21 protein-coding genes and 1 tRNA gene are annotated in these 23,825 nt (G+C 46.1%); 9 read left to right on the top strand and 13 right to left on the bottom strand.

The genetic code is table 11. From position 1 onward, the window contains the following. Positions 1-36: 36 nt before the first annotated feature. Entirely contained in the window at positions 37-1,356 is a 1,320-nt protein-coding gene (lplT, locus tag VC182_RS03665) for a lysophospholipid transporter LplT (RefSeq protein WP_323484534.1), read from the top strand. Between the two features lie 17 nt (positions 1,357-1,373). On the opposite strand, the gene VC182_RS03660 is transcribed toward lplT, so the two are convergent. From VC182_RS03660 to scpA, 8 genes are read right to left on the bottom strand one after another with little or no spacing between them, the layout of a single operon-like run. Further along, positions 1,374-1,898 carry a hypothetical protein gene (locus VC182_RS03660; protein ID WP_323484533.1) on the bottom strand — a complete coding sequence of 175 codons (525 nt, stop codon included), beginning with the start codon at positions 1,896-1,898 and terminating at the stop codon, positions 1,374-1,376. Next, positions 1,895-2,425 carry a ribosomal protein S18-alanine N-acetyltransferase gene (gene rimI, locus VC182_RS03655; protein ID WP_323484532.1) on the bottom strand — a complete coding sequence of 177 codons (531 nt, stop codon included), beginning with the start codon at positions 2,423-2,425 and terminating at the stop codon, positions 1,895-1,897. Before rimI ends, VC182_RS03660 begins: the two co-directional genes overlap by 4 nt. Further along, the gene (gene tsaB, locus VC182_RS03650) at positions 2,425-3,129 is read right to left on the bottom strand and encodes a tRNA (adenosine(37)-N6)-threonylcarbamoyltransferase complex dimerization subunit type 1 TsaB (protein WP_323484531.1); all 705 of its coding nucleotides are present in this window, start codon (positions 3,127-3,129) and stop codon (positions 2,425-2,427) included. Before tsaB ends, rimI begins: the two co-directional genes overlap by 1 nt. A 32-nt stretch (positions 3,130-3,161) precedes the next feature. Continuing rightward, positions 3,162-3,629: a VOC family protein gene (locus VC182_RS03645; RefSeq protein WP_323484530.1), complete on the bottom strand. Its 468-nt coding sequence runs from the start codon at positions 3,627-3,629 to the stop codon at positions 3,162-3,164. Between the two features lie 14 nt (positions 3,630-3,643). Further along, positions 3,644-5,668, bottom strand: coding sequence for an acetyl-CoA carboxylase biotin carboxylase subunit (accC, locus tag VC182_RS03640; protein ID WP_416350572.1), 2,025 nt, complete (start codon positions 5,666-5,668; stop codon positions 3,644-3,646). A 27-nt stretch (positions 5,669-5,695) separates the two neighbouring features. After that, positions 5,696-7,228, bottom strand: coding sequence for an acyl-CoA carboxylase subunit beta (locus VC182_RS03635; RefSeq protein WP_072582555.1), 1,533 nt, complete (start codon positions 7,226-7,228; stop codon positions 5,696-5,698). A 10-nt stretch (positions 7,229-7,238) separates the two neighbouring features. Next, a complete protein-coding gene (gene meaB, locus VC182_RS03630) occupies positions 7,239-8,264 on the bottom strand; it encodes a methylmalonyl Co-A mutase-associated GTPase MeaB (protein ID WP_072582386.1) in 1,026 nt (341 codons plus the stop codon). A gap of 14 nt (positions 8,265-8,278) precedes the next feature. Continuing rightward, positions 8,279-10,453: a methylmalonyl-CoA mutase gene (gene scpA / locus VC182_RS03625; RefSeq protein ID WP_215360213.1), complete on the bottom strand. Its 2,175-nt coding sequence runs from the start codon at positions 10,451-10,453 to the stop codon at positions 8,279-8,281. A gap of 96 nt (positions 10,454-10,549) precedes the next feature. Here scpA and VC182_RS03620 point away from each other — a divergent pair, with 96 nt between their 5' ends. Beyond that, a complete protein-coding gene (locus VC182_RS03620; protein ID WP_216191549.1) occupies positions 10,550-11,188 on the top strand; it encodes a GntR family transcriptional regulator in 639 nt (212 codons plus the stop codon). Between the two features lie 70 nt (positions 11,189-11,258). Here the strand turns inward: VC182_RS03620 and VC182_RS03615 are convergent, their stop codons facing one another. Next, a complete protein-coding gene (locus tag VC182_RS03615) occupies positions 11,259-11,612 on the bottom strand; it encodes a c-type cytochrome (RefSeq protein ID WP_072582384.1) in 354 nt (117 codons plus the stop codon). Between the two features lie 31 nt (positions 11,613-11,643). Next, a complete protein-coding gene (locus VC182_RS03610) occupies positions 11,644-12,009 on the bottom strand; it encodes a c-type cytochrome (RefSeq protein WP_072582553.1) in 366 nt (121 codons plus the stop codon). Between the two features lie 163 nt (positions 12,010-12,172). On the opposite strand from VC182_RS03610, the gene VC182_RS03605 reads away from it, so the two are divergent. From VC182_RS03605 to VC182_RS03595, 3 genes are read left to right on the top strand one after another with little or no spacing between them, the layout of a single operon-like run. Continuing rightward, positions 12,173-13,042 carry an AAA family ATPase gene (locus VC182_RS03605; RefSeq protein WP_370623965.1) on the top strand — a complete coding sequence of 290 codons (870 nt, stop codon included), beginning with the start codon at positions 12,173-12,175 and terminating at the stop codon, positions 13,040-13,042. A gap of 23 nt (positions 13,043-13,065) precedes the next feature. Continuing rightward, on the top strand, positions 13,066-14,241 hold the full coding sequence (locus tag VC182_RS03600) for a vWA domain-containing protein (protein ID WP_323484528.1): 1,176 nt from the start codon (positions 13,066-13,068) through the stop codon (positions 14,239-14,241). Positions 14,242-14,276: 35 nt separating this feature from the next. Continuing rightward, positions 14,277-14,735 carry a RidA family protein gene (locus VC182_RS03595; protein WP_323484527.1) on the top strand — a complete coding sequence of 153 codons (459 nt, stop codon included), beginning with the start codon at positions 14,277-14,279 and terminating at the stop codon, positions 14,733-14,735. An 11-nt stretch (positions 14,736-14,746) separates the two neighbouring features. On the opposite strand, the gene VC182_RS03590 is transcribed toward VC182_RS03595, so the two are convergent. Then, positions 14,747-15,406, bottom strand: coding sequence for a nucleotidyltransferase family protein (locus VC182_RS03590; RefSeq protein WP_323484526.1), 660 nt, complete (start codon positions 15,404-15,406; stop codon positions 14,747-14,749). Between the two features lie 63 nt (positions 15,407-15,469). Between VC182_RS03590 and VC182_RS03585 the strand changes: the two genes are divergently transcribed. Then, entirely contained in the window at positions 15,470-16,429 is a 960-nt protein-coding gene (locus VC182_RS03585) for an XdhC family protein (protein WP_323484525.1), read from the top strand. A gap of 32 nt (positions 16,430-16,461) precedes the next feature. On the opposite strand, the gene parC is transcribed toward VC182_RS03585, so the two are convergent. Continuing rightward, entirely contained in the window at positions 16,462-18,837 is a 2,376-nt protein-coding gene (parC, locus tag VC182_RS03580) for a DNA topoisomerase IV subunit A (RefSeq protein ID WP_323484635.1), read from the bottom strand. Between the two features lie 71 nt (positions 18,838-18,908). Further along, on the bottom strand, positions 18,909-20,897 hold the full coding sequence (locus VC182_RS03575) for a DNA topoisomerase IV subunit B (protein ID WP_323484524.1): 1,989 nt from the start codon (positions 20,895-20,897) through the stop codon (positions 18,909-18,911). A gap of 79 nt (positions 20,898-20,976) precedes the next feature. Here VC182_RS03575 and VC182_RS03570 point away from each other — a divergent pair, with 79 nt between their 5' ends. The 3 genes from VC182_RS03570 to VC182_RS03560 all read left to right on the top strand — a co-directional run bounded on the left by VC182_RS03570 (position 20,977) and on the right by VC182_RS03560 (position 23,702). Then, on the top strand, positions 20,977-22,197 hold the full coding sequence (locus VC182_RS03570) for a CaiB/BaiF CoA-transferase family protein (RefSeq protein WP_323484523.1): 1,221 nt from the start codon (positions 20,977-20,979) through the stop codon (positions 22,195-22,197). Between the two features lie 5 nt (positions 22,198-22,202). Beyond that, positions 22,203-23,435: an MFS transporter gene (locus VC182_RS03565; RefSeq protein ID WP_323484522.1), complete on the top strand. Its 1,233-nt coding sequence runs from the start codon at positions 22,203-22,205 to the stop codon at positions 23,433-23,435. A gap of 192 nt (positions 23,436-23,627) precedes the next feature. Next, positions 23,628-23,702, top strand: a tRNA-Arg gene (locus tag VC182_RS03560). Positions 23,703-23,825: the final 123 nt, after the last annotated feature.

Here is a 23,825-nt window from a genome sequence, read left to right as displayed (position 1 = left end):
TCATGCTTTAATTGCAGTAATGACTAGATTGTACGAATGAACCGTAGCTTTTACATCATTATGGCGGCGCAATTTTTTTCGTCGCTTGCCGATAATGCTCTCCTAATTGCCGCTATTGCGCTCTTGGCCCAGCTTCAAGCTCCGGCCTGGATGACGCCGTTGCTCAAATTGTTCTTTGTATTGTCCTACGTTCTTCTAGCAGCCTTTGTTGGAGCCTTTGCAGACTCCCGACCCAAGGGTAATGTCATGTTTATTACCAATACCATTAAGTTTGTTGGCTGCGTGACCATGTTGTTCGGTAGCCATCCTTTAATGGCCTATGCCATCGTCGGCCTAGGTGCCGCTGCTTACTCGCCAGCTAAATACGGGATTCTGACCGAACTTCTACCTCCTGAAAAATTAGTTGCAGCCAATGGTTGGATCGAGGGATTAACGGTAAGCTCAATCATTTTAGGCACCGTTTTAGGTGGCGTACTGATTAGTAGCACGGTATCTCAAAGCCTCTTGGCCCTAGACATGCCTACATTTGATACTGGCATTGATACGCCAGCCGAGTCGGCAATTCTGATCATCATGATGATTTATGTTGTTGCCGCACTCATCAACCTAAAGATTCCAGATACTGGCGCACGTTACGTTTCCCAGAAAACCAATCCAATTGAATTGGTCAAAGACTTTGCCATTTGCTTTAAGACGCTCTGGAATGATCGCTTAGGTCAAATCTCCCTAGCGGTAACAACCTTGTTTTGGGGTGCTGGTGCAACTCTTCAATTCATTGTCATTAAGTGGGCGCAAGTGGCTTTGCATATGAACCTATCCCAGGGGGCTATTTTGCAGGCCATTTCCGCTGTAGGTGTTGCCGGTGGCGCTGTTTATGCGGCTTGGCGCATTCCGCTTCGTAAATCCTTAACGGTATTGCCCTATGGCATTGCTATGGGCCTGGTGGTCTGCGTCATGGCAGCCTATAACTCAGACATGCTTCCCGATACAAGTATCCTTACAGTGGGTAAGTTTCAGATATCCCTGAACTTATTGCCTGCTTATTTTTTATTAGTTCTAGTAGGTTGGTTGGCGGGTTACTTTGTAGTGCCAATGAATGCCTTGTTGCAACATCGTGGCCACGTTTTGATGTCTGCAGGTCACTCCATTGCAGTACAGAACTTTAACGAGAACATTTCTGTTTTAGTGATGTTGTTAGTTTATTCTCTGCTGATCTGGCTGGATATACCAGTTCAATTTGTAATCATCGGATTTGGTTTGATTGTTAGCCTAATTATGTGGCTAGTCATCAAACGCCACGCCAGGAATCAAGCGGAGTATGACTCCATGCACCTGATCGGCGAACATAAGCAATAGGCTTGCTTATGCTTACATCAACTGTTTTGCAGAACAGATCTCGCTAACAACAGATCCTGCCAGAGCAACGCTTTATCGTTTGGTTTTGCAAGTACTTGATTGAGTTCAAAAGTAGCAATCACTGGAATCTCTTCCTCATTGCCAGTATTTAAAGCTAAAACCGTTTCGCGCAACTGCGGCAATGGATCCCTTTCTCCAGTGATTTTTTGAGCAGTAGGTCCACCGAAGGCAATTGCTACAACAGGCATTTCAGGGGCGCTCAACTGACTCAGACTCTGACTTGGATTTTTCCAAGCCCACTCATTTTTAGCCAGCCCCAATACACGAATCATATTTTGGAACAAGATTTGCGCATCGCCCTGTGGTTCGTTACCAAAAAACCACCACATTCCATAGCTAATTCTTGGGGTTGAATGTGCAACTTCAGTAGAGGCTTGAGCGTTAGTCTGTTCGGATACTAAGGCTGTCGCTTGTACAACATCCCGGGAAGTCCATTCGGTGATGCCCATTTCTTTTAAGAAGGCTGAATGTGTATTGGTCATGGCTCTAGCTTAATCGATTTGGCCATAACGAGCGCATCCTCACGAGATCCAGTCTCCAGATTTGCTGGGTAGTAGTTTTTACGAACACCGATTTGTTCGTACCCCAATTTTTGATAGAGCGATACCGCAGCTAAATTGGTTGGCCTTACCTCCAAAATAATGCGGGGCATTTTTTGTTGGGCTGCCACACCCTCAATCGCAGCCATCATTCTTTGGCCCAAACCAAGTTTACGCAAATGGGGCGACACCGTAATATTGAGCAGGTGTAACTCATCTACCGCAGGAAAGAGAATGCAGTACGCCCAAAGCACTGCTGGATCCAAATAACTACCCTTTACCATTTGGTCTACTTGCGGGCGAATGCAATAGGCCCAATGTCCAGCAGCCAAAGAATCAGAAAAATTACCCTTTGTCCAAGGGTGAATGTGCGAGACGGACTCTATCTTGAGAACTTCATCCAAGTCGGCAGCTTGCATTGGCATGAACGAGAGCTCTGCAGCCCCTTTCCCAGGGGAACTATCGGACATTACCTCATCCTCCCTTCGCGCTCTGCAGTAGTAAATGCCACTTTATTCCGCACATACATTGGCTCAAGCAGTCGAACACCTTCCTGCAAACCTTCTTTAAACGATTGTTTAGCACACTCTAAAACACCCAATGCAGAGATTGAAATCTCGACATCCTTTAGGCCATCAAATATCGGCATACGACTGCTGTAAGCATTTAAAGCGCTGCCAGCTATGAGTTGCACGCCATCTAAGTTAAGCTCTTCAGGCTTTGTAAGGTGGATATCACCCACGCGTTTTGATAATTGAGTGGCCTGAGACTCATAGTTCGCCCAATAAATCTCTTCCATGCGTGCATCAATGGCAATCATGAAGCGTTGGGGCTTTGTTTTTTTGTATGTGTCAGTACTTGTGATTTGCGCAGCTATTGCATCTAAGCTACAAACTGATATGACTGGCAGATTGTTTGAAATAGCGAGGCCCTGCACTACCGCTACACCCAATCTAACTCCCGTGAATGCGCCTGGTCCAATACCAACGGCAATAGCATCAAGATCTTTTAAAGACAGTTTTGCATTAGCTAGTAGTGACTCAACCCAGGGCAATAGCAGTTGGCTGGCGCCCGCTGAAACAGCTTCATGCCTGAACTCTGGTGCTTTATCACCTAAAGATAAAGCCACCGAACACCACGCTGAAGAGGTGTCGATGGCCAATATATTTGCCAATTTGAACCCTATTTGCTAATTACAAAACCAAATTATGAACTCAATCCAGCAATCACCTCGGGTGGCGCTTGTACCAACTCAATGAGCACCCCTTCACCGCTTATTGGGAACTCGTCATTCCCCTTGGGATGGACAAAGGTGATGTCGTAGCCAGCAGCACCCTTGCGGATACCACCTGGAGCGAATCGCAAGCCATTAGCTGAGAGCCACTCGACCGCTTTAGGCAAGTCATCCACCCATAAACCAATATGATTTAAAGGTGTTTGATGTACAGCTGGTTTCTTTTCAATATCAAATGGCTGCATCAGATCGACTTCAATCTCATGGGCACCAGAACCAATCGCACAAATATCTTCATCCACGTTTTCACGCTCAGAGACAAAAGTACTTTTGTATTCAAATCCGAGCATATCAACCCACAACTTCTTAAGTCGATCTTTATTTTCAGCGCCTATAGCGATTTGCTGAATACCTAAAATCTTAAATGGCTTTGTGCTCATAGTCATTTACCTATTTATTCAAAGCGAATAATCAATTGATCCACCGCCAAGCTATCGCCCTCTTTAGCGCAGATTTCAGCAACTACACCATCTTGCATAGCGGATAGCGTATTTTCCATCTTCATCGCTTCAATTGAGGCTAGTTTCTGACCTGCTGTAACCGCTTCACCAGCCTTGACAGCAATTTTTGTGAGCAGCCCTGGCATTGGAGACATCACTAATTTAGAAGTATCTGGCGGCAACTTGACAGGCATACGACGTTGTAACTCTGCACCCAAGGGGCTCAGAACCATACATTCGTAATGAGCGCCATCAAGAATTAACAGATACTTAACGCCACGACGCTCTACTTGTGCAGTAATCTTGTGCGTACCGTTAATGGTCGCATGCAGACAGATCTGCCCGGGACGCCAGTCACTCACAATGTCATAAAGACTCACACCATCAGTCTCATCGATGTAGACGGAATAGATGCCGTCTTTCAGCTCAACCCGAATAGGCACTTCATAAGGATCATTCATGGAGCCGGTTTTTTTGCCAGTAACCACTACAAATTTCTTTGCAATGATCATTTCATGGCCAGCTAATTGACCATCAATCATCTTGATATGCTCAAGATAGCGATAGCGCATAAACGCGGCTAATGCTGCCAAACGCTTCGGATCAGCGGGCTGTACAGAATCCTTTTTAAAGCCCTCTGGATACTCTTCAGCGATAAAGCCAGTTGTAAAGTCGCCATTTACAAAGCGAGGGTGTTGCAATAGGGCCGCTTGAAATGGAATATTGGAGTGAATGCCGCGAATCACAAAATCATTCAATGCTGCGCGCATCTTTTCAATTGCTTCCGTACGATCCTTGCCGTGAACAATCAATTTAGCAATCATTGAGTCGTAGTACATCGGAATTTCACCGCCCTCATACACGCCAGTATCTACACGCACTCCGTTAATAGCCTCTGGTGGACGGTACTTCACTAGACGGCCAGTTGAAGGTAGGAAGTTGCGGAATGGATCATCAGCGTTGATACGGCACTCCATCGACCAACCATCCAACTTCACATCTTCTTGCTTGAATGCCAACTTCTCGCCTGCAGCTACCCGAATCATCTGCTCGACCAAGTCAAGGCCAGTAATACTTTCGGTCACTGGATGCTCAACCTGCAAACGGGTATTCATTTCTAGGAAATAGAAAGACTTATCTTTACCAACCACAAACTCCACTGTGCCGGCGGATTGGTAGTTCACAGCTTTTGCCAATGCAACCGCTTGTTCGCCCATCGCTTTACGAGTCGCCGGATCGATAAAAGGTGAAGGCGCTTCTTCAATGACTTTTTGATGACGGCGCTGAATGGAGCAATCGCGCTCATTGAGATAAACTACATTGCCAAATGAGTCGCCTAAAACCTGAATCTCAATATGACGCGGGCCTTCAACAAACTTCTCAATAAAAATACGATCGTCACCGAAGCTGTTCATCGCTTCCGTTTTGCAGGCTGCAAAACCTTCGGCAGCTTCTTTGTCGTTAAATGCAACGCGCAAGCCCTTACCACCACCGCCTGCCGAAGCTTTAATCATGACAGGATAGCCAATGCCTTGAGCAATTTTGACCGCTTCTTCAGTGGTATCAATGGCCTCGTTATAACCAGGAATCGTATTCACCTTAGCTTCTAACGCAAGCTTCTTGGAGGCAATCTTGTCACCCATAGCAGCGATCGATTGATGCTTAGGGCCAATAAAGACAATGCCTTCTTCTTCGCAACGCTTAGCAAACTGCTCGTTCTCCGATAAGAAGCCGTAGCCAGGATGAACCGCTTCAGCGCCGGTATCTTTGCAGGCCTGAATAATTCGGTCCATTACTAAGTAGGATTCACGCGAAGGTGCCGGTCCGATGCAAACAGCCTCATCTGCCAGTTGAACGTGACGCGCTTCTTTATCGGCCTCTGAGTAAACGGCTACAGTCTTGATGCCCATTTTTTTAGCGGTCATCATCACACGGCAAGCAATCTCACCGCGGTTAGCAATTAAAATTTTCTTAAACATTTTCGTAGTCATAATTTATCAGCGCCTTTACAGAGGAATATTGCCGTGTTTACGCGCAGGATTCTTCAAGTCTTTGTCTTTGAGCATCGCTAGTGAACGAGCAATCCGTTTACGGGTCTCATGCGGGAGAATGACGTCATCGATGTAACCGCGACGACCTGCCACAAAAGGGTTGGCAAACTTCGACTTGTACTCAGCTTCACGTGCAGTGATTTTTTCTGGATCCGATTTCTCTTCACGGAAAATAATCTCAACAGCCCCCTTAGGACCCATTACTGCAATTTCTGCTGAAGGCCAGGCAAAGTTGACGTCACCACGTAAATGCTTAGAAGCCATCACATCATAGGCGCCACCATAAGCTTTACGAGTAATTAAAGTCACCTTGGGCACGGTGCAATCAGCGTACGCATAGAGCAATTTCGCACCATGTTTAATAATGCCGCCGTATTCTTGTGCAGTGCCAGGCATAAAGCCAGGAACGTCAACCAAAGTCACTACCGGAATATTGAAGGCATCGCAGAAGCGCACGAAACGCGCAGCCTTGATGGATGCCTTGATATCCAAACAACCAGCCAGAATCAGTGGTTGATTGGCAACAATCCCAATGGATCGACCTTCGATACGAGCAAAGCCAATCACGATATTTTTTGCGTAGTCAGGCTGTAATTCAAAGAATTCACCGTCGTCCACGATCTTCTCAATCAACTCTTTCATATCGTAAGGTTGATTGGGGTTGGATGGCACCAAGGTATCTAATGAAAAATCAGGCTCTTCAGTTCGGTTTGCACCTTTGATCAAAGGTGGTTTCTCACGGTTTGAGAGCGGTAAGTAGTTAAAGAAACGACGCAACATCATGATCGCATCAACATCGTTATCGAAAGCCAAATCGCAAACACCTGATACTGTTGAGTGAGTTACAGCACCACCTAATTCTTCAGCAGTAACATCTTCATGAGTAACGGTCTTCACTACTTCAGGGCCCGTCACAAACATGTAAGAACTATCTTTGACCATGAAAATGAAGTCGGTCAAGGCCGGGGAATATACGGCGCCACCAGCTGAAGGCCCCATGATCAGGGATATTTGCGGGATTACGCCGGATGCGGTTACATTGCGCTGAAAAATCTCTGCATAGCCGCCAAGCGAGGCAACACCCTCTTGAATACGCGCACCGCCAGAGTCATTGAGGCCAATTACAGGAGCGCCTACCTTGAGGGCTTGATCCATGATTTTGCAAATTTTTTCTGCATGGGCCTCTGATAAGGAGCCACCTAAAACGGTGAAGTCTTGAGAGAAAACAAACACAAGGCGGCCATTAATCATTCCATAACCAGTGACAACCCCATCGCCAGGAACAGTTTGATCGGCCATGCCAAAATCATGACAACGGTGCTCAACAAACATATCCCACTCTTCAAATGTGCCTGCATCAAGCAAAAGCTCAATACGCTCACGAGCAGTTAATTTGCCCTTCGCATGTTGAGCCTGGATGCGCTTTTGACCGCCACCCAATCGAGCAAGCTCACGCTTAGCTTCGAGTTGTTGAATGATTTCCTTCATTTCCTGCTCCTTAGAAAAATTCATGCCCCATGGCTTCCAGTAGTCGTCTTGCCGCTACTGAAGCTGCCATAGTTCCTTGGTTTACCTGTGCTGCCAAGCTTGGTAGAAGCGCTTGAACGGCTTCATTACTACGAAATGCATTTTTTAATCCTGCATCGATGCGATCCCACATCCATGCACCTGATTGCTCTTTACGACGAGAGTCAAATTTCCCATTGGCCTTTTGGAGAGATTCAAAATGAGATACCTTTTCCCATAACTCCGGAACGCCGTTACCCTCTAAGGCACTTAAGGTCATGACTTGTGGGTGCCAAAATTCTTTGTCATGGGATGCATGATCTGGATTGCCTTGGAAACCAAGCAGTCGTAATGAGCTGGTAATAAATAACTGAGCGCGCATTGCAGCATCAGGATCAATGTCTACTTTATTGATGACGATCAGATCGGCAATTTCCATCACACCTTTTTTAATCGCCTGTAGATCATCGCCAGCATTGGGGAGTTGCATTAACAGGAACATGTCAGTCATACCTGCAACTGCAATCTCACTCTGCCCTACGCCAACGGTTTCAACAATAATCACATCAAAACCTGCGGCTTCAGCAACCAACATGGCTTCACGCGTCTTCTCTGCAACACCACCCAGCGTACAAGACGATGGACTGGGGCGAATAAAGGCATGTTCAAGAACGGATAGACGCTCCATACGGGTCTTATCGCCCAAAATTGAGCCACCAGAGATGCTGGAAGAAGGATCAATCGCTAACACAGCGACTCGATGACCTTTATCGATGAGGTAAAGGCCCAAAGACTCAATCAAGGTCGACTTGCCAACACCTGGAACGCCTGAAATTCCGAGACGAAATGATTTACCTGTTTTTGGCAATAGAGAATTCAGCACCTCATCAGCGCGATGACGGTGATCTAAGCGAGTTGATTCAAGCAGCGTAATGATCTTCGCTAATGCACGTCGCTGCTTAAGCGATGGCGCACCAGTGAGATCATTCACTAGAGCTTGATCAGCGGCTTCGAGCATGCCTATGGCCCGTACTAAGCTGGTTTAACAGACTTGCGGATTTGCTCGAGCACATCCTTAGCCGAAGCCGGAATTGGAGTGCCTGGACCATAAATACCTTTTACACCTGCCTCATAGAGGAACTCGTAATCTTGCCTTGGAATCACACCACCAACGAATACGATGATGTCGTCTGAACCCTGCCTCTTCAATTCAGCAATGATGGCTGGCACCAATGTCTTATGGCCAGCAGCCAATGTAGAAACTCCCAAGGCATGTACGTCATTCTCGATCGCTTGACGCGCACATTCTTCTGGGGTTTGAAATAGGGGGCCGATATCCACGTCAAAACCCAAGTCAGCATAGGCTGTAGCAACCACCTTTGCACCACGGTCATGGCCATCTTGCCCCAACTTAGCAATCATCACACGTGGACGACGACCAAAGTCTTTTGCAAAGTCAGCAATTTCAGTTTGAAGTTTTGCCCAGCCCTCGGCTGAGTCATAAGCAGCTGCATACACACCGGTCACCTTTTGAGTATCGGCGCGATGGCGCCCGTAAACTTTTTCTAATGCATCAGATACTTCACCAACGGTTGCTCGTAATCGAATTGCATTGACAGATAACTCCAACAAGTTTCCAGAGTTATCTTCAGCAGCCTTAGTTAATGCCTCTAACGCAGCTTCTACTTTCTTAGAGTCACGCTTAGCCTTAATTTCCTTAAGACGTGCAACCTGACCTTCACGGACTTTATCGTTGTCGATCATTAATACATCAACCAGATCTTCTTTGCCAAGCTTGTATTTATTTACACCAACGATCACGTCGGAGCCAGAGTCAATCTTGGCTTGTTTCTCAGCAGCAGCAGCTTCAATTTTGAGCTTGGCCCAACCACTTTCAACCGCCTTGGTCATACCGCCCATGGCTTCTACTTCTTGAATAATTTCCCAGGCTTTGTCAGCCATTTCTTGAGTTAGGTTTTCCATCATGTAGGAACCCGCCCATGGATCGATGACGCTAGGAATATGTGTCTCTTCTTGAAGGATCAATTGAGTGTTACGCGCAATACGGCTGGAGAACTCGGAAGGCAAGGCAATCGCCTCATCCAAAGAGTTGGTATGCAATGACTGTGTGCCACCAAAGACTGCGGCCATCGCCTCTACCGTAGTTCTTACTACGTTGTTGTATGGATCTTGCTCAGTTAAGGACCAGCCCGATGTTTGACAGTGCGTACGCAACATTAAGGACTTCGGATTCTTTGGCTCGAAGGACTTCATAATGCGCCACCACAACAAGCGGGCGGCACGCAACTTGGCCACTTCAAGGTAGAAATTCATACCAATCGCAAAGAAGAAAGAGAGGCGACCTGCAAAGCCATCAACATCCAAACCTTTAGCGAGCGCTGTTTTTACATACTCTTTACCATCGGCCAAGGTGAATGCCAACTCCAACACTTGATTGGCTCCAGCCTCTTGCATGTGGTAACCCGAAATAGAAATCGAGTTGAACTTCGGCATGTGCTTAGCGGTGTACTCAATAATGTCGCCAATAATACGAATCGAAGGTTCTGGTGGGTAAATGTAGGTATTGCGAACCATGAACTCTTTCAGAATGTCATTCTGAATCGTTCCGGATAATTGCTCCTGCTTCACGCCTTGCTCTTCACCAGCCACAATGTAACCAGCCAGAACCGGCAATACAGCGCCGTTCATCGTCATCGAAACAGATACCTTATCCAATGGAATGCCATCGAACAAGATTTTCATATCTTCTACAGAGTCAATGGCAACACCGGCCTTACCAACGTCACCGGTAACACGTGGATGATCGGAGTCGTAACCGCGATGAGTAGCTAAGTCAAAAGCAACGGATACACCTTGACCACCTGCATCAAGTGCCTTGCGATAAAACGCATTGGATTCTTCTGCAGTTGAAAAACCAGCGTACTGGCGAATGGTCCAAGGACGAACCGAGTACATTGTTGCTTGTGGACCACGTACAAATGGTTCAAATCCAGGCAATGTATCGGTGTAGTTAAGACCTTCAACATCCGATGATGTGTACAAAGCTTTTAAATGAATTCCATCCGGAGTTTTCCAACCCAAGGAATCCACATCACCATTAGGTGCAGATTTTTGTGCTGACTTTTTCCAGGCCTCTAGATTGGCGTCTGGAAATGATGGCCATGAATTGTTTTCTTTAGAACTCACAAAAACTCCCGGTTAATTTTTGCTGCATTGCATCGAAATATCCTTACATTCTGCTTGACTATTTCGCATTTGTCTAGCTATCATGTATTCATAATTATGAATACAAAACTGAATAATAGGCCCTTATACGAAGACGTTGCTGACCGCCTGCGGGAGCAGATATTTAGCAAACAATTGGCCCCAGGAAGCTGGCTGGATGAGCAATCTCTTGCAGATCAGTTTGGGATAAGTCGCACCCCTATGCGCGAAGCAATTAAAGTTTTAGCCTCTGAGGGTCTTGTAACCATCAAGATGCGTCGTGGCGCCTATGTAACTGAGGTAGCTAGAAAAGATCTAGAGCAAATCTTCACGATTCTCTCTCTTTTAGAGGGTCAAGCCGCTAAGGAAACAGCGATTAAAGCGACTGAAGCTGAATTGAATATGCTGGATCACCTGCACCACCGCTTAGAAAAAGCAGCTGCCGACCGGGATATTGAGCAGTTTTTTGAGATAAATGGCAAATTTCATGAGCTAATTCAAGAAATTGCAGGCAATAAATGGATGAATGGTGTCATAGCTGATCTACGTAAAGTTCTCAAATTACATCGTAGAGACTCATTAACCAGCACCGGTAGACTGCAAAACTCTTTAGTTGAGCACCGAGAAATCCTTCGAGCACTTCTCAAGCGAGATGAGCAAGCTGCTGAAGCGGTGATGCGTAAACATCTTGCCCAAGGGCTAGAGGCGTTAAGATAAAACCTATAAAAAATAAAGGCTTAGAAGATTATTCTAAGCCTTTAATCTAAGTAGCCTGAACTAGCAGGATTTACTTTTTAATAACAAAATTTCCTGGCAAGCTGGAAACATAAGCGGCAATATCTTGCATATCAGCATCACTAAAGGCTTGCACTTGTGAGCCCATGATGGCGTTGTTACGACCATACTGAGGATTGCCGTTACCAACTTTGTACGCTTTCAAGGCGTAATACAAGTAATCAGAATACTGGCCAGCTAACTTTGGATACGCCGGCAAGATTGGGGCATTGAGTCCAGCACCATGGCAAGAGGCGCAATTAGCCTTCTCTACCAATGCCTGACCTTTATCTACGTTAGCAGCATTTGCTACGTTTACCAAACCAATGCTGGAAAGCAAAACTGCTGTAATTAGTGCAAATTTCATAAAAGTATCTCTATGTATCTTTATCAATGAATCACTTCAATGGGTTGTTCGGTGTGCTGGCAGTTTGCGCAGCATAGTATTCGCCAATATCGGCCATATCTTGGTCAGACAAGCTGGCAGCGATAGCGCGCATCGTTGGATGCTTGCGCTCGCCCTTTTTGTACTCTGACAAAGCGGTAGCAATATAGGCACCATTTTGACCGCCCAACATAGGCACTTTGTATACCAATGGGTAATCAGCGCGGTAATCAGGAATGGAGTGGCAACCAACACAAAGCCAAACCTTAGCATTACCAGCAGCGGCATTACCTTTAACTTCATCAGCCTGAGCAACAGAACCTGCAAAAGCTAAAGTTGCAGCAACGGCCAAATGAGGAAGAAATGTGAGTTTTTTCATAGAAATCATTATTAATGAGTTTGATTTGGATCAATTTGGGAAGAGTATAGCGGACAGATGCCTTTCCCGTCATTTCAGAGGCCAAAATCAGTAGAAACACTGAAAAATTCCCCTCATTTACCTATACTTGAATGCTTAATCCAGTCCTTATTTAGGTATGTCTATGAGCAAATCCACCCCACCCTCTCAAAATCGCTTTGCAGGCAGCCAAAGCTATGTCGCTACCGATGATCTGAAATTGGCAGTAAATGCGGCCATTGCTCTGCAGCGCCCTCTTCTGATTAAAGGTGAGCCCGGCACTGGAAAAACCATGCTTGCTGAAGAAGTCGCTGCTGCCCTCAACATGCCGCTGTTGCAATGGCATATCAAATCAACCACTAAGGCTCAGCAGGGTCTATATGAATACGATGCCGTAAGCCGTTTGCGCGACTCCCAATTGGGTGATGAAAAAGTAAACGATATTCGCAACTACATTGTGAAAGGTGTTCTTTGGCAAGCTTTTGAGGCAGACGAACCTACCGTATTGCTCATTGATGAAATCGATAAAGCAGATATTGAGTTTCCGAATGACTTATTACGTGAAATTGATCGCATGGAGTTTTACGTCTATGAAACTCGTGAATTGATTAAGGCTAAACATCGTCCGCTCGTCATCATTACTTCAAACAATGAAAAGGAATTGCCCGACGCCTTCTTGCGTCGTTGCTTCTTTCATTACATCACCTTCCCGGACGCCAATACGATGCAAAGCATCGTGGATGTGCACCACCCCAATATCAAACAGGATCTTTTGGACGCTGCCCTCAAGGCCTTCTACCAGATACGCTCGTTACCGGGCTTAAAAAAGAAGCCCTCTACATCTGAATTAATCGACTGGCTCAAGCTCTTACTGGCTGAAGACATTCCGCCTGAAGCGCTGCACAGCAGCGATGAAAAGATTGTCGTACCGCCCTTGCATGGGGCTTTACTTAAGAATGAACAAGATATTCATCTATTTGAACGCTTGGTCATGATGAATCGCAATCATCGCTAACTTTTAGCCAGAAGACTTCTGACATGTTGATTCAATTCTTCCTAAATCTGAAAGAGGCCAAGGTGCCTGTTTCGGTGCGAGAGTTTTTAACTCTTTTGGAAGGTTTGAAATCGGGTGTTATTAACCCATCGATTGATGAGTTTTATCAGTTCTCGCGCTTAATATTGGTTAAGGATGAGCAACACTTTGATCGCTTTGATCAAGTGTTTGGTAGCTACTTCAACGGGATTGAACAAATCATTGCTCTATCGCCAGATATTCCACTGGAATGGTTAGAGAAAAAACTTCAACGCGTACTAACGGATGAAGAAAAAGCTGCGCTGCAGAAGTTAGGCGGTCCGGATGCCTTAAAGAAGCGGCTTGAGGAGCTTTTAAAAGAGCAAAAAGAATGGCATGGCGGTGGCAATAAATGGATTGGCGCAGGTGGTTCTTCACCATTTGGTCACAGCGGCTATCACCCCGAAGGCATCCGTATTGGTGGCGAGAGTGCCGGCAACAGAACGGCCATCAAAGCCTGGGAAGCTAGAGAATTTAAGGATTACGACAGTGATCTAGCATTAGGTACACGCAATATTAAAGTCGCTTTACGGCGCCTACGTCGCTTTGCCCGAGAAGGATCTACTCTAGAGCTCGATTTAGATAAGACTATTCATTCAACAGCTGCCAATGCCGGCATGCTCGATATTCAAATGCGACCCGAGCGACACAACCAGGTAAAAGTTCTACTGCTCATGGATGTCGGCGGCTCGATGGATGATCATATCCAACGCATTGCTGAGTTATTTTCTGCTGCCAAAGCTGAATTTAAGCACTTAGAACATTACTATTTCCATAACTGTGTTTATGAAAACTTATGGCAAAGCAATCGCCGCAGACGTGATCAAGTGACTGCAACGCAAGACATCATTAATAAATATGGGCCCGACTACAAGCTCATCTTTGTTGGAGATGCGACGATGTCTCCTTATGAAATATTGAGCCCTAACGGTTCTGTCGAGTACAACAACAAAGAAGCTGGGGCGGTTTGGATCAATCGACTCATTGACCACTTCCCGCATTTTGCGTGGCTTAATCCTGAGCCTGAATCCATCTGGCAATACCGTCAATCGATCGACATCATGCAAAACCTCATGAAAGATCGTATGTACCCAGTCACTCTGAATGGTCTTGAAAGCGCCATGCGTCAACTTTCCAAGTAAGATTCTTTTATTCAATTCAATTACAGAAACCTCATATGAGCACAAATATTAGCGAACGCCTTAAGACACTCGGAATTGATTTACCGCCACCAGGGCCCCCTGCTGCTGCCTATGTCATGGCTGCCACCACTGGTAATACCGTATTTCTTTCTGGTCACATTGCTAAGCAAGATGGCAAACCTTGGGTCGGTAAGCTCGGTAAAGATATGGATACAGAAACTGGTAAAGCCGCTGCCCGCGCTATTGCAATTGACCTGATATCTACGTTGCAGAACCATATTGGCTCTTTGGACAAGGTAAAGCGCATTGTCAAAGTCATGGGTTTGGTGAACTCCACCGACAGTTATACCGAGCAACACTTAGTGGTGAATGGCTGCTCAGAATTGTTGTTTGAAGTCTTCGGTGATAGCGGCAAACATGCGCGTAGCGCCTTTGGTGTCGCTCAAATCCCGCTTGGTGCTTGTGTAGAAATTGAATTGATTGCTGAAATTTAACTCAATGCAACCTAATGGGGCTGGATTCTATCCAGCCCTAGTTTCTCGATATCCTTCTGCGTATCGACATCCATTACAAAGGCTTGATTATCAGCAATAAAAGTTTTCACTAGCTCGGGATGTAGATCTATGTAGGGCCTGCAGACCATCCCGGGTATTGCTAAGATTTTCTCAATGATTGGTTTTGAAAATAACACGGGGTTACCTCGTTGACCGTTCACCATCGGCAATATGATCTCTTGGTTTACGTCTCGTTGATTAAATTGCCACAGTAATGCGTCAATCTCATTGCTAGCTATGCCAGGCTGATCGCATAAAGCAATCAACAAAACATCGTAGTCACTTTTTAGAGATTCAAGACCAAGACGTACTGAAGAGGCTTGACCCAACTCTGGCTGGAGATTTTTTATCCAAGTTATTGGGTTTGCTACGGCTTGCTTTAGTAATTTAATTTCTGCCTCAATTTGATCCGAGTAAAAGCCTGTAACGACTAAGGTTTCAATGGGGTCAAAACTCTGCGTGGATTGAATAAAGCGCTTTAACAAACTATCTCCGCCTTTTTTTAATAAGGCTTTGGGATATCCACCCAAACGACTTCCCTCACCTGCTGCCAATATCAAGAAGGCTAGACGCAAATTGGGGCTTTTGGAGGATTCACCGGAGACTGTCATTAGAGTGATAATAAATAGTTATTAATAAAAGCTTTCACAAAAGAACGAAAAAGAAGAAAACGCATGAACAGCACCGATTTAAGCGTACTCAAATCTGCCGTCGAATGGCTACAAGCAGGCCAATCTGTCGCGATTGCGACCGTGGTTCAGACTTGGGGCTCAGCACCCCGTCCAGTCGGCTCATGGCTTGCTATACGAGCTGACGGGCAAGTTGCTGGGTCTGTTTCAGGGGGCTGCGTTGAAGATGACCTTATTCGTCGAGTCCAAACTGAAATCCTCACTCGCGATACCCCAGAAATGGTGGTTTACGGAGTAACCCAGCAAGAAGCTGCTCGTTTTGGTCTGCCTTGTGGTGGCACCTTACGTTTATTGGTAGAGCCTAGGCCAGAATTAGCTATTTTAGAAAAGTTGCTTGCGAATATTTCATCTCATCAAATTACACGTCGCTCCGTAAATCTGGCTACTGGTAAATCCACCCTTAGCTTAGGTGAGCGCAGTGATGAATTTGCTTGCACTGAACAGGAAATGAAAACCACTTACGGCCCTCGTTGGCGTATGGTGATTATTGGTGCTGGTCAGCTATCCCTATACACGGCCGATTATGCGCTAGCTTCAGATTTTGAAGTCGTCGTGATTGATCCTCGTGAAGAATATGCCGAGGGTCTAAATCGTTCTGATATTACTTTCTCAAAGGGGATGCCAGATGATGTCTTGCTGGAGATTGGTGTTGACTCTCACACCGCCGTTGTTGCTCTGACACATGACCCCAAGTTAGATGACATGGCTTTGATGGAGGCCCTGAAGTCTCCCGCCTTTTATGTGGGGGCGTTAGGCAGCAGAAAAAATACTCAAAAACGCAAAGAGCGCTTGCTCGAGTTTGATGTCAGCCAAGAGCAGGTTGAAAAATTACACGGTCCTGTTGGTCTATATATTGGCGCTCTCACCCCACCAGAGATCGCAGTTTCGATTCTGGCAGAAGTGATTGCTGTTAAATATGGCGTGAGTATTCCAAAGAAAACTTAGCTGACTTAACTGACTTAACTGGCTTAACTGGCTTAGTTCGCTGTTAATTTGCCGTCTTTTAAGCGCGGCTCAACAAAGTGGCCTTTGCGTGCGCGGTTACCTGCAAATGACTTTAAGGTTTTGGCATCAAGGCCGAGTTCAGTTGGTTTACCAGCACGTCCAGCGCCTGAATAGGTAGCCCCGTCAGGACCAACTGCGATAGCCGAAGCCAAGTGTTCTTTATCGTCCAAGCCCATAAGGATTACCCCTTTGCCGCCGGTTGGCAGACGCTTGAGTTCATCTAATGGGAAAACTAATAACTTAGAAGCTTCTGATAAGCAGGCAACTTGCTTCATGCCCACCTTCACCTTAGCAGCACCTAAAGGAGCATCGCCAGGAACTTTAGCATCCATACTCAAGAATGATTTACCCGCTTTGTTACGAGTAGTCATATCAGATACATTGGCCAAGAATCCATAACCCGCTTTAGTAGAAAGCAATACCAAATCATCGGATTGACCAGCGTAATAGGCAACCATTTGTGAGCCAGCAGCCAAATTAACGAAGCTCGTTAATGGCGAGCCATCACCACGAGCGCCTGGCAATTCGCTGACAGGAACGGTGTATACCCGTCCGTCACTACCAAAGCCCTGAATAACGTCTACTGTTCTCACCTCAAAGGTGGCATACAAAGCATCACCTGCTTTAAAGCCAAATTGGGTTGCATCATGCTCATGACCTTGGCGCACACGTACCCAGCCCTTTTGAGAAACAATGACTGTGACCGGCTCATCAATGACCTTGGTCTCAGCAACAGCACGTTTATCTTCCTGAATGAGGGTGCGACGATCATCGCCGAAGTCTTTCATATCAGACTCAATTTCTTTGATGATGCGCTTGCGTAAGACGGTGTCGTTCTGCAACAAACCTTCTAGATCATCACGCTCAGACTTGAGCTCTTTAAGCTCTTGCTCAATCTTGATGCCTTCTAAGCGAGCCAACTGGCGCAAGCGAATGTCCAGAATATCTTCTGCTTGGCGATCGCTAAGCTTGAACTCTTTAATCAGGTCCGCTTTAGGTTCATCGCTATTGCGAATGATCTTAATGACTTTATCAATATTGAGAAGAACGGTTAAGCGTCCTTCCAAAATATGCATACGGTCTTTGACTTTGCCTAAGCGGTGCTGCGTTCTGCGAGTAACTGTGGCTACCCTAAATGCAACCCACTCAGACAGAATTTCTTTTAGGCCTTTTTGACGTGGACGGCCATCATTACCAATCATCACCAAGTTCATTGGGGCATTGGATTCCAATGAAGTATGAGCAAGCAATAAATTGACAAACTCATTCACGTCAATATTTTTACTCTTTGGCTCAAATACCAAACGTACTGCGGCATCCTTGCTGGATTCATCACGCACGCCATCGAGCACATTCAATATGGTCGATTTAAGATTATTTTGCTCAGGCGTTAAGGTCTTTTTGCCGACCTTTACCTTCGGATTGGTAATTTCTTCTATCTCTTGCAGTACGCGCTGCGAAGAAGTTGCCGGAGGTAGTTCATTAACCACAATCTGCCATTGACCACGAGCCAATTCTTCGACAGACCAACGTGCACGCACTTTAATACTACCGCGCCCTGCTTCATAGATCTGTGCAATTTCTGCAGAAGAAGAAATGATTTGACCGCCGCCTGGATAGTCAGGACCAGGCATGATTTCCAATAACTCTGAAGTGCTCATCTTCGGAGACTTCATTAATGCAACGGCAGCTGTAGCCACTTCACGCAAATTATGGGAAGGAATCTCGGTCGCCATACCAACGGCAATACCGGATGCGCCATTGAGCAATACAAACGGTAGGCGCGCTGGTAATAATTTAGGCTCTTGGAATGAGCCGTCATAGTTCGGCGCGAAATCTACCGTACCTTCATCGATTTCACTCAGAAGCAAACTAGCGATCTTAGTAAGACGAGCCTCGGTGTAACGCATCGCTGCCGCACCGTCGCCATCGCGTGAGCCGAAGTTACCTTGACCATCGATTAATGGGTAGCGCAATGAGAAGCTTTGTGCCAAGCGCACTAAGGCATCGTATGCAGATTGGTCACCATGCGGATGAAACTTACCCAGCACATCGCCAACTACACGCGCACTCTTCACCGGTTTAGCATCAGCACGCAAACCCATTTCGCTCATTGAGAACAAGATGCGGCGCTGTACGGGTTTCTGTCCATCAGATACATCAGGTAATGCACGGCCTTTAACTACGCTAATTGCATAATCTAAATAGGCACGCTCTGCATATACCGCTAGAGTTAAGCTGTCTTTACCATCTTCATTTAAGTCAACCGTTTTGGGGTCATGATTGCCCGTTCCACCACCAGAAGAAGCAGCAACTGCAGGGGTCTCTTCCACTTCAACGATATCCATTTCAATGGGACTGGCAAACAAATCCGCCTGATCGGCTGGAGTATTTTTTCCAGGAGTCTTTTTAGTTGTCATTAGATATCCGCCTCCACTTCATTACCGCGCTCTTCTAGCCAATCACGGCGTGCACCGGACTCTGATTTACCCATCAACATATCCATTGTTTTAAACGTTTCGTCTTCAGTCCATGTGCCCAAAGTGACTGGTAGTAAACGACGAGTATCTGGATTCAAAGTCGTATCCCAAAGTTGCTCAGCACTCATCTCTCCCAGACCCTTAAAGCGGGAGATCTGCCATGCAGTTTCTTTAACGCCGTCTTTGCGTAATTTATCTTCAATCGCTTGAAGCTCATTAGCATCTAAGGCATAAATCTTTTGCGCTGGTTTCTTGCCACGCGCTGGAGCATCGACTCTAAATAGTGGTGGTCTAGAAATATGCACATGCCCTAACTCAATGAGTTTGGGGAAATGCTTGTAGAACAAGGTTAAGAGCAATACCTGGATGTGTGCACCATCGACGTCCGCATCAGACAAAATGCAAACCTTGCCATAGCGCAGATTAGATAGATCAGGACTGTCATTTGCTCCGTGAGGATCAACACCAATTGCTACAGCAATGTCATGCACTTCATTATTGGCAAATAAGCGATCGCGCTCAGCTTCCCAAGTATTTAATACCTTGCCCCGCAATGGAAGAATCGCCTGATATTCCTTATTTCGCCCCATTTTGGCTGAACCGCCAGCAGAATCGCCCTCTACTAGGAAGATTTCATTCATACCAATATCTTCGCTCTCGCAATCTGTAAGCTTGCCCGGGAGTACAGCTACGCCAGAGGATTTTTTCTTCTCAACTTTTTGGCCGGCACGGGTTCTCGCTTGTGCTTGCTTGATTACCAGGTCAGCTAACTTGCGACCGTAGTCAACATGTTGGTTGAGCCAAAGCTCTAAAGCAGACTTCACATAGCCAGAAACTAAACGTACGGCATCACGAGAATTCAGCCGCTCTTTAATCTGCCCTTGGAACTGAGGATCCAATACTTTGGCCGACAGAATGAAAGATGCGCGAGCAAATACGTCTTCAGGCATGAGTTTCACACCTTTCGGTTGCAATGCATGCATCTCAATAAAGCCTTTAACGGCATTAAATAAACCTTCACGCAAACCGCTTTCGTGAGTACCGCCTGCAGGTGTTGGAATCAAGTTCACATAACTCTCGCGCACTGGCGCACCATCTTCAGTCCAGCAAACAACCCAAGCCGCGCCCTCGCCTTCAGCAAAAGAATCTTCCTCTCCAGTACCGGTAGCGTATTGCTCACCCTCGAACGGAGGAATGACTTCAGCACCATGGCCAGCTTGCGCAATTGCTTCATTTAAATAACCGCGCAAGCCTTGCGCATATTGCCAAGTCTGGGTATCGCCTGATTTTTCTTGAATCAGGGTTACCTTCACACCTGGCAATAAAACAGCCTTGGAACGTAATAGACGAATGAGCTCAGGCATTGGAATCACTGAGCTATCAAAATACTTTCCATCTGGCCATGCACGTACGCGCGTACCATGCGACTTATCTTCTTTTGGAGAAGAAATCGTTTTGAGCTTTTCAATCACTTTGCCATCAGCAAAGGTCAATGTCGACATTTGGCCATCACGCCAAACGGTGACTTCTAATCTTTTAGATAAAGCATTGGTTACGGAAACACCAACACCATGTAGGCCGCCTGAGAATGCATAGGCACCACCAGTGCCTTTTTCAAACTTACCGCCAGCATGAAGCTGGGTAAAGACAATCTCCACTACCGGCAATTTTTCGGTGGGATGCATGCCCACTGGAATCCCGCGTCCATCATCCTCCACGCTCACGCTGCCATCGGTATGCATCGTAACGATGATTTGCTTACCAAAACCTCCTAAAGCCTCATCGGATGCGTTATCCAGCACCTCTTGAATGATATGGAGTGGATTGTCGGTGCGGGTGTACATTCCAGGCCGTTGACGGACTGGTTCTAGTCCCTTTAGGACCTGAATCGACGATTCGCTGTATTCGGAAGTTTTACGGGTAGCCATGCGCGCAAATTGTAGTCATGTCTGAGCTCCAGGCCGAATTTTTCGGGAATTCCCCTGTCATCCATGCCAAAATTGGGGGATGGGAGCCTTAAGTCATATTCGCGTTTTAGACCTTAGCCGAGTCTTGGCAGGGCCTTGGTGCGCTCAAAACCTAGCGGATTTGGGTGCAGATGTCATCAAAGTCGAAAGACCGGTCGTTGGCGACGATACCCGCCATTGGGGGCCTCCTTTTGTCAAAGACGCCAATGGCAAGGAAACTGAAGAGTCTGCCTATTTTATTTGCATTAACCGCAATAAGCGCTCGATTACAGTTGACATTGCAAAGCCCGAAGGTCAAGAGTTGATCCGTCAGCTGGCTGCCGAATCGGATGTGGTGATTGAAAACTACAAAGTTGGCGACCTCGCTAAATATGGCCTTGATTATGAAAGCCTCAAAAAAGTAAAGCCAGATTTGATCTACTGCTCAATTACAGGTTTTGGTCAGACCGGCCCCTTTGCTAATCGTCCTGGCTATGACTTCATCGTTCAGGGTATGGGCGGATTTATGAGTGTGACCGGTGAAGCGGATGGTGTTAAAGGAGCTAGCCCACAAAAAGCAGGGGTTGCAATCGCAGACATCTTTACCGGCATGTATGCCTCTACAGCCATATTGGCAGCAGTCATTCACCGTGACCATACAGGTGAAGGCCAATACATCGATATGGCTTTATTGGATACCCAAATTGCAGTGATGGCTAATGTTTCAAGCGCCTACCTTACATCTGAAAAAGTGCCCCGTCGAATTGGCAATGCCTCCGTAACCATTGTTCCGTATCAAACATTCCCAACATCGGATGGCTGGATGATTGTTGCTGCTGGCAATGACGGTCAATATAGACACTTTGTTATGGCTGGTGAAGAAGCTCACCTTGCTGATAATCCACGTTACGCCACTAACCCACTCCGTGTTCAACACCGAGATGAGCTAGTGCCGCTACTGGAAGCCATGACCCGTAAAAAAACAAAGAAGGAATGGATGTCACTTCTAGAAAAAGTGAATGTTCCTTGTGGACCGATTAATAATTTCAAAGAAGTCTTTGAAAACGAGCAAGTCATAGCTCGTGGGGTAGAGATCAATGTTCCACACCCTACTGTTGGCAATATGAAATTGGTTGCTAGTCCTATGCGTCTTTCTAAAACACCAACAGAGGTGCGAATGGCGCCGCCTACGCTTGGTCAACATACACAAGAGATTTTGCATGAACGTCTCAAACTAGATGATCAAGCGATTGAAGCCTTACGCACTAAGGGAATCATCTAGGAACCATGACAACACAGACATCCAAAGCAGGGCTTTCGATGAAGGAAGTCCTCATCTATGGTGGACTTATGGTCACCCTATCGATGGGTATTCGTCATGGCTTTGGCCTCTTTAATTTACCCATTACTTCAGCCAATGGCTGGGGTCGCGAAACGTTTGCTCTGACTATTGCTTTGCAAAATCTGATTTGGGGAGCTGTACAACCAGTTACTGGGGCTTTGGCGGATCGTTACGGGGCATTCAAAATTATGGTTGCCGGTGGGATTTTGTATGCCCTAGGTTTGGCAGGAATGGCCATATCTACTGATGTCATGAATTTCACATTAGCTGGTGGCTTGCTCATTGGTTTGGCACAAACTGCCACGACCTACAGCGTGGTCTATGGAATCTTGGGTCGCAATGTGTCTGCGGAGAAACGAGTTTGGGCAATGGGCATTACTGCAGCTGCCGGTTCATTTGGTCAGTTCCTCATGATTCCAGCCGAGCAAGGCTTGCTGAGTATGTTTGGCACACAAGATGCGCTTCTCATGTTGGCATTGATGTCCAGTCTAATGATTCCAACTGCATTTATGTTGCGTGAAAAGAATTTCACCTATAACCATAATCTGGGTGATCAGACGATTAAGCAGGCCTTAAAGGAAGCAATGGGTAATCCAAGCTTTCGTTATCTGACCTTAGGTTATTTTGTTTGCGGTTTTCAGGTGGTGTTTATTGCGGTTCATTTGGCGCCTTACCTTAAGGACCTGTCTTCTACCTATCCAGCTGTCGGGGCTCCGGTTGTCGCCACGACCGCCCTAGCCTTAATCGGCCTGTTTAATATCTTCGGCACCTATAGCTCTGGCATCCTAGGTCAGCGCTTCCCTAAACGCTATTTACTATCTGCAATCTATATTGGGCGTTCCATTGCCATTACAGCGTTCTTGTTATTGCCGCCCACACCAATGAGTACTTACATCTTTGCAGCCATCATGGGCTTCTTGTGGCTCTCAACTATTCCACTGACTAACGGTATCGTTGCGCAAATTTTTGGTGTGAAGTATTTGACGATGCTCTCTGGTCTCATCTTTTTCTCACATCAATTGGGTAGTTTCTGCGGAGCCTTCTTAGGTGGTTATTTGTTTGACCAAACTGGCTCCTATTTAATTGTTTGGGAAATTGCAATTGGATTGGGCGTCTTTGCTTTCTTAGTTAATCTTCCTGTAAAGGAACGGGCAATTCATAGAGTGGCCAATGCTTAAGAGAAAGCCAAGTAGTGGGAAAATCATTTTTTACGGGTTTGCTCTATTCGCTTTGTTGTTTGTTTTCTCGATGTACTTCGCACCCGATATGATGGTGGCAGTAACAAATCAAGTATGGGCGCTGTGTGGATGGTAGTTCGTGGTTTGTAATTCATTAGAATTGACTTAGCACACTTTTTATTTTCCTAGCATCTCGCCGTAGCACAATGGATAGTGCACATGCCTCCTAAGCGTGGGATACAGGTTCGATTCCTGTCGGCGGGACCAAAAATTCCCAATACTTATCCACAGGCATTGTGGATAAATCCTCAAAAGTTTTCGTAAGTCACAGATTTGTATAGGTAGACCTAGCTTGCCTAATTTGTGTGCAAAATATCTTTCCCTACTTTG

It is taken from the genome of Polynucleobacter sp. AP-Nickl1-40-C4, assembly GCF_035012665.1.
Taxonomy (GTDB): Bacteria; Pseudomonadota; Gammaproteobacteria; order Burkholderiales; family Burkholderiaceae; genus Polynucleobacter.
This window is presented reverse-complemented; position numbering and strand designations above follow the sequence as displayed.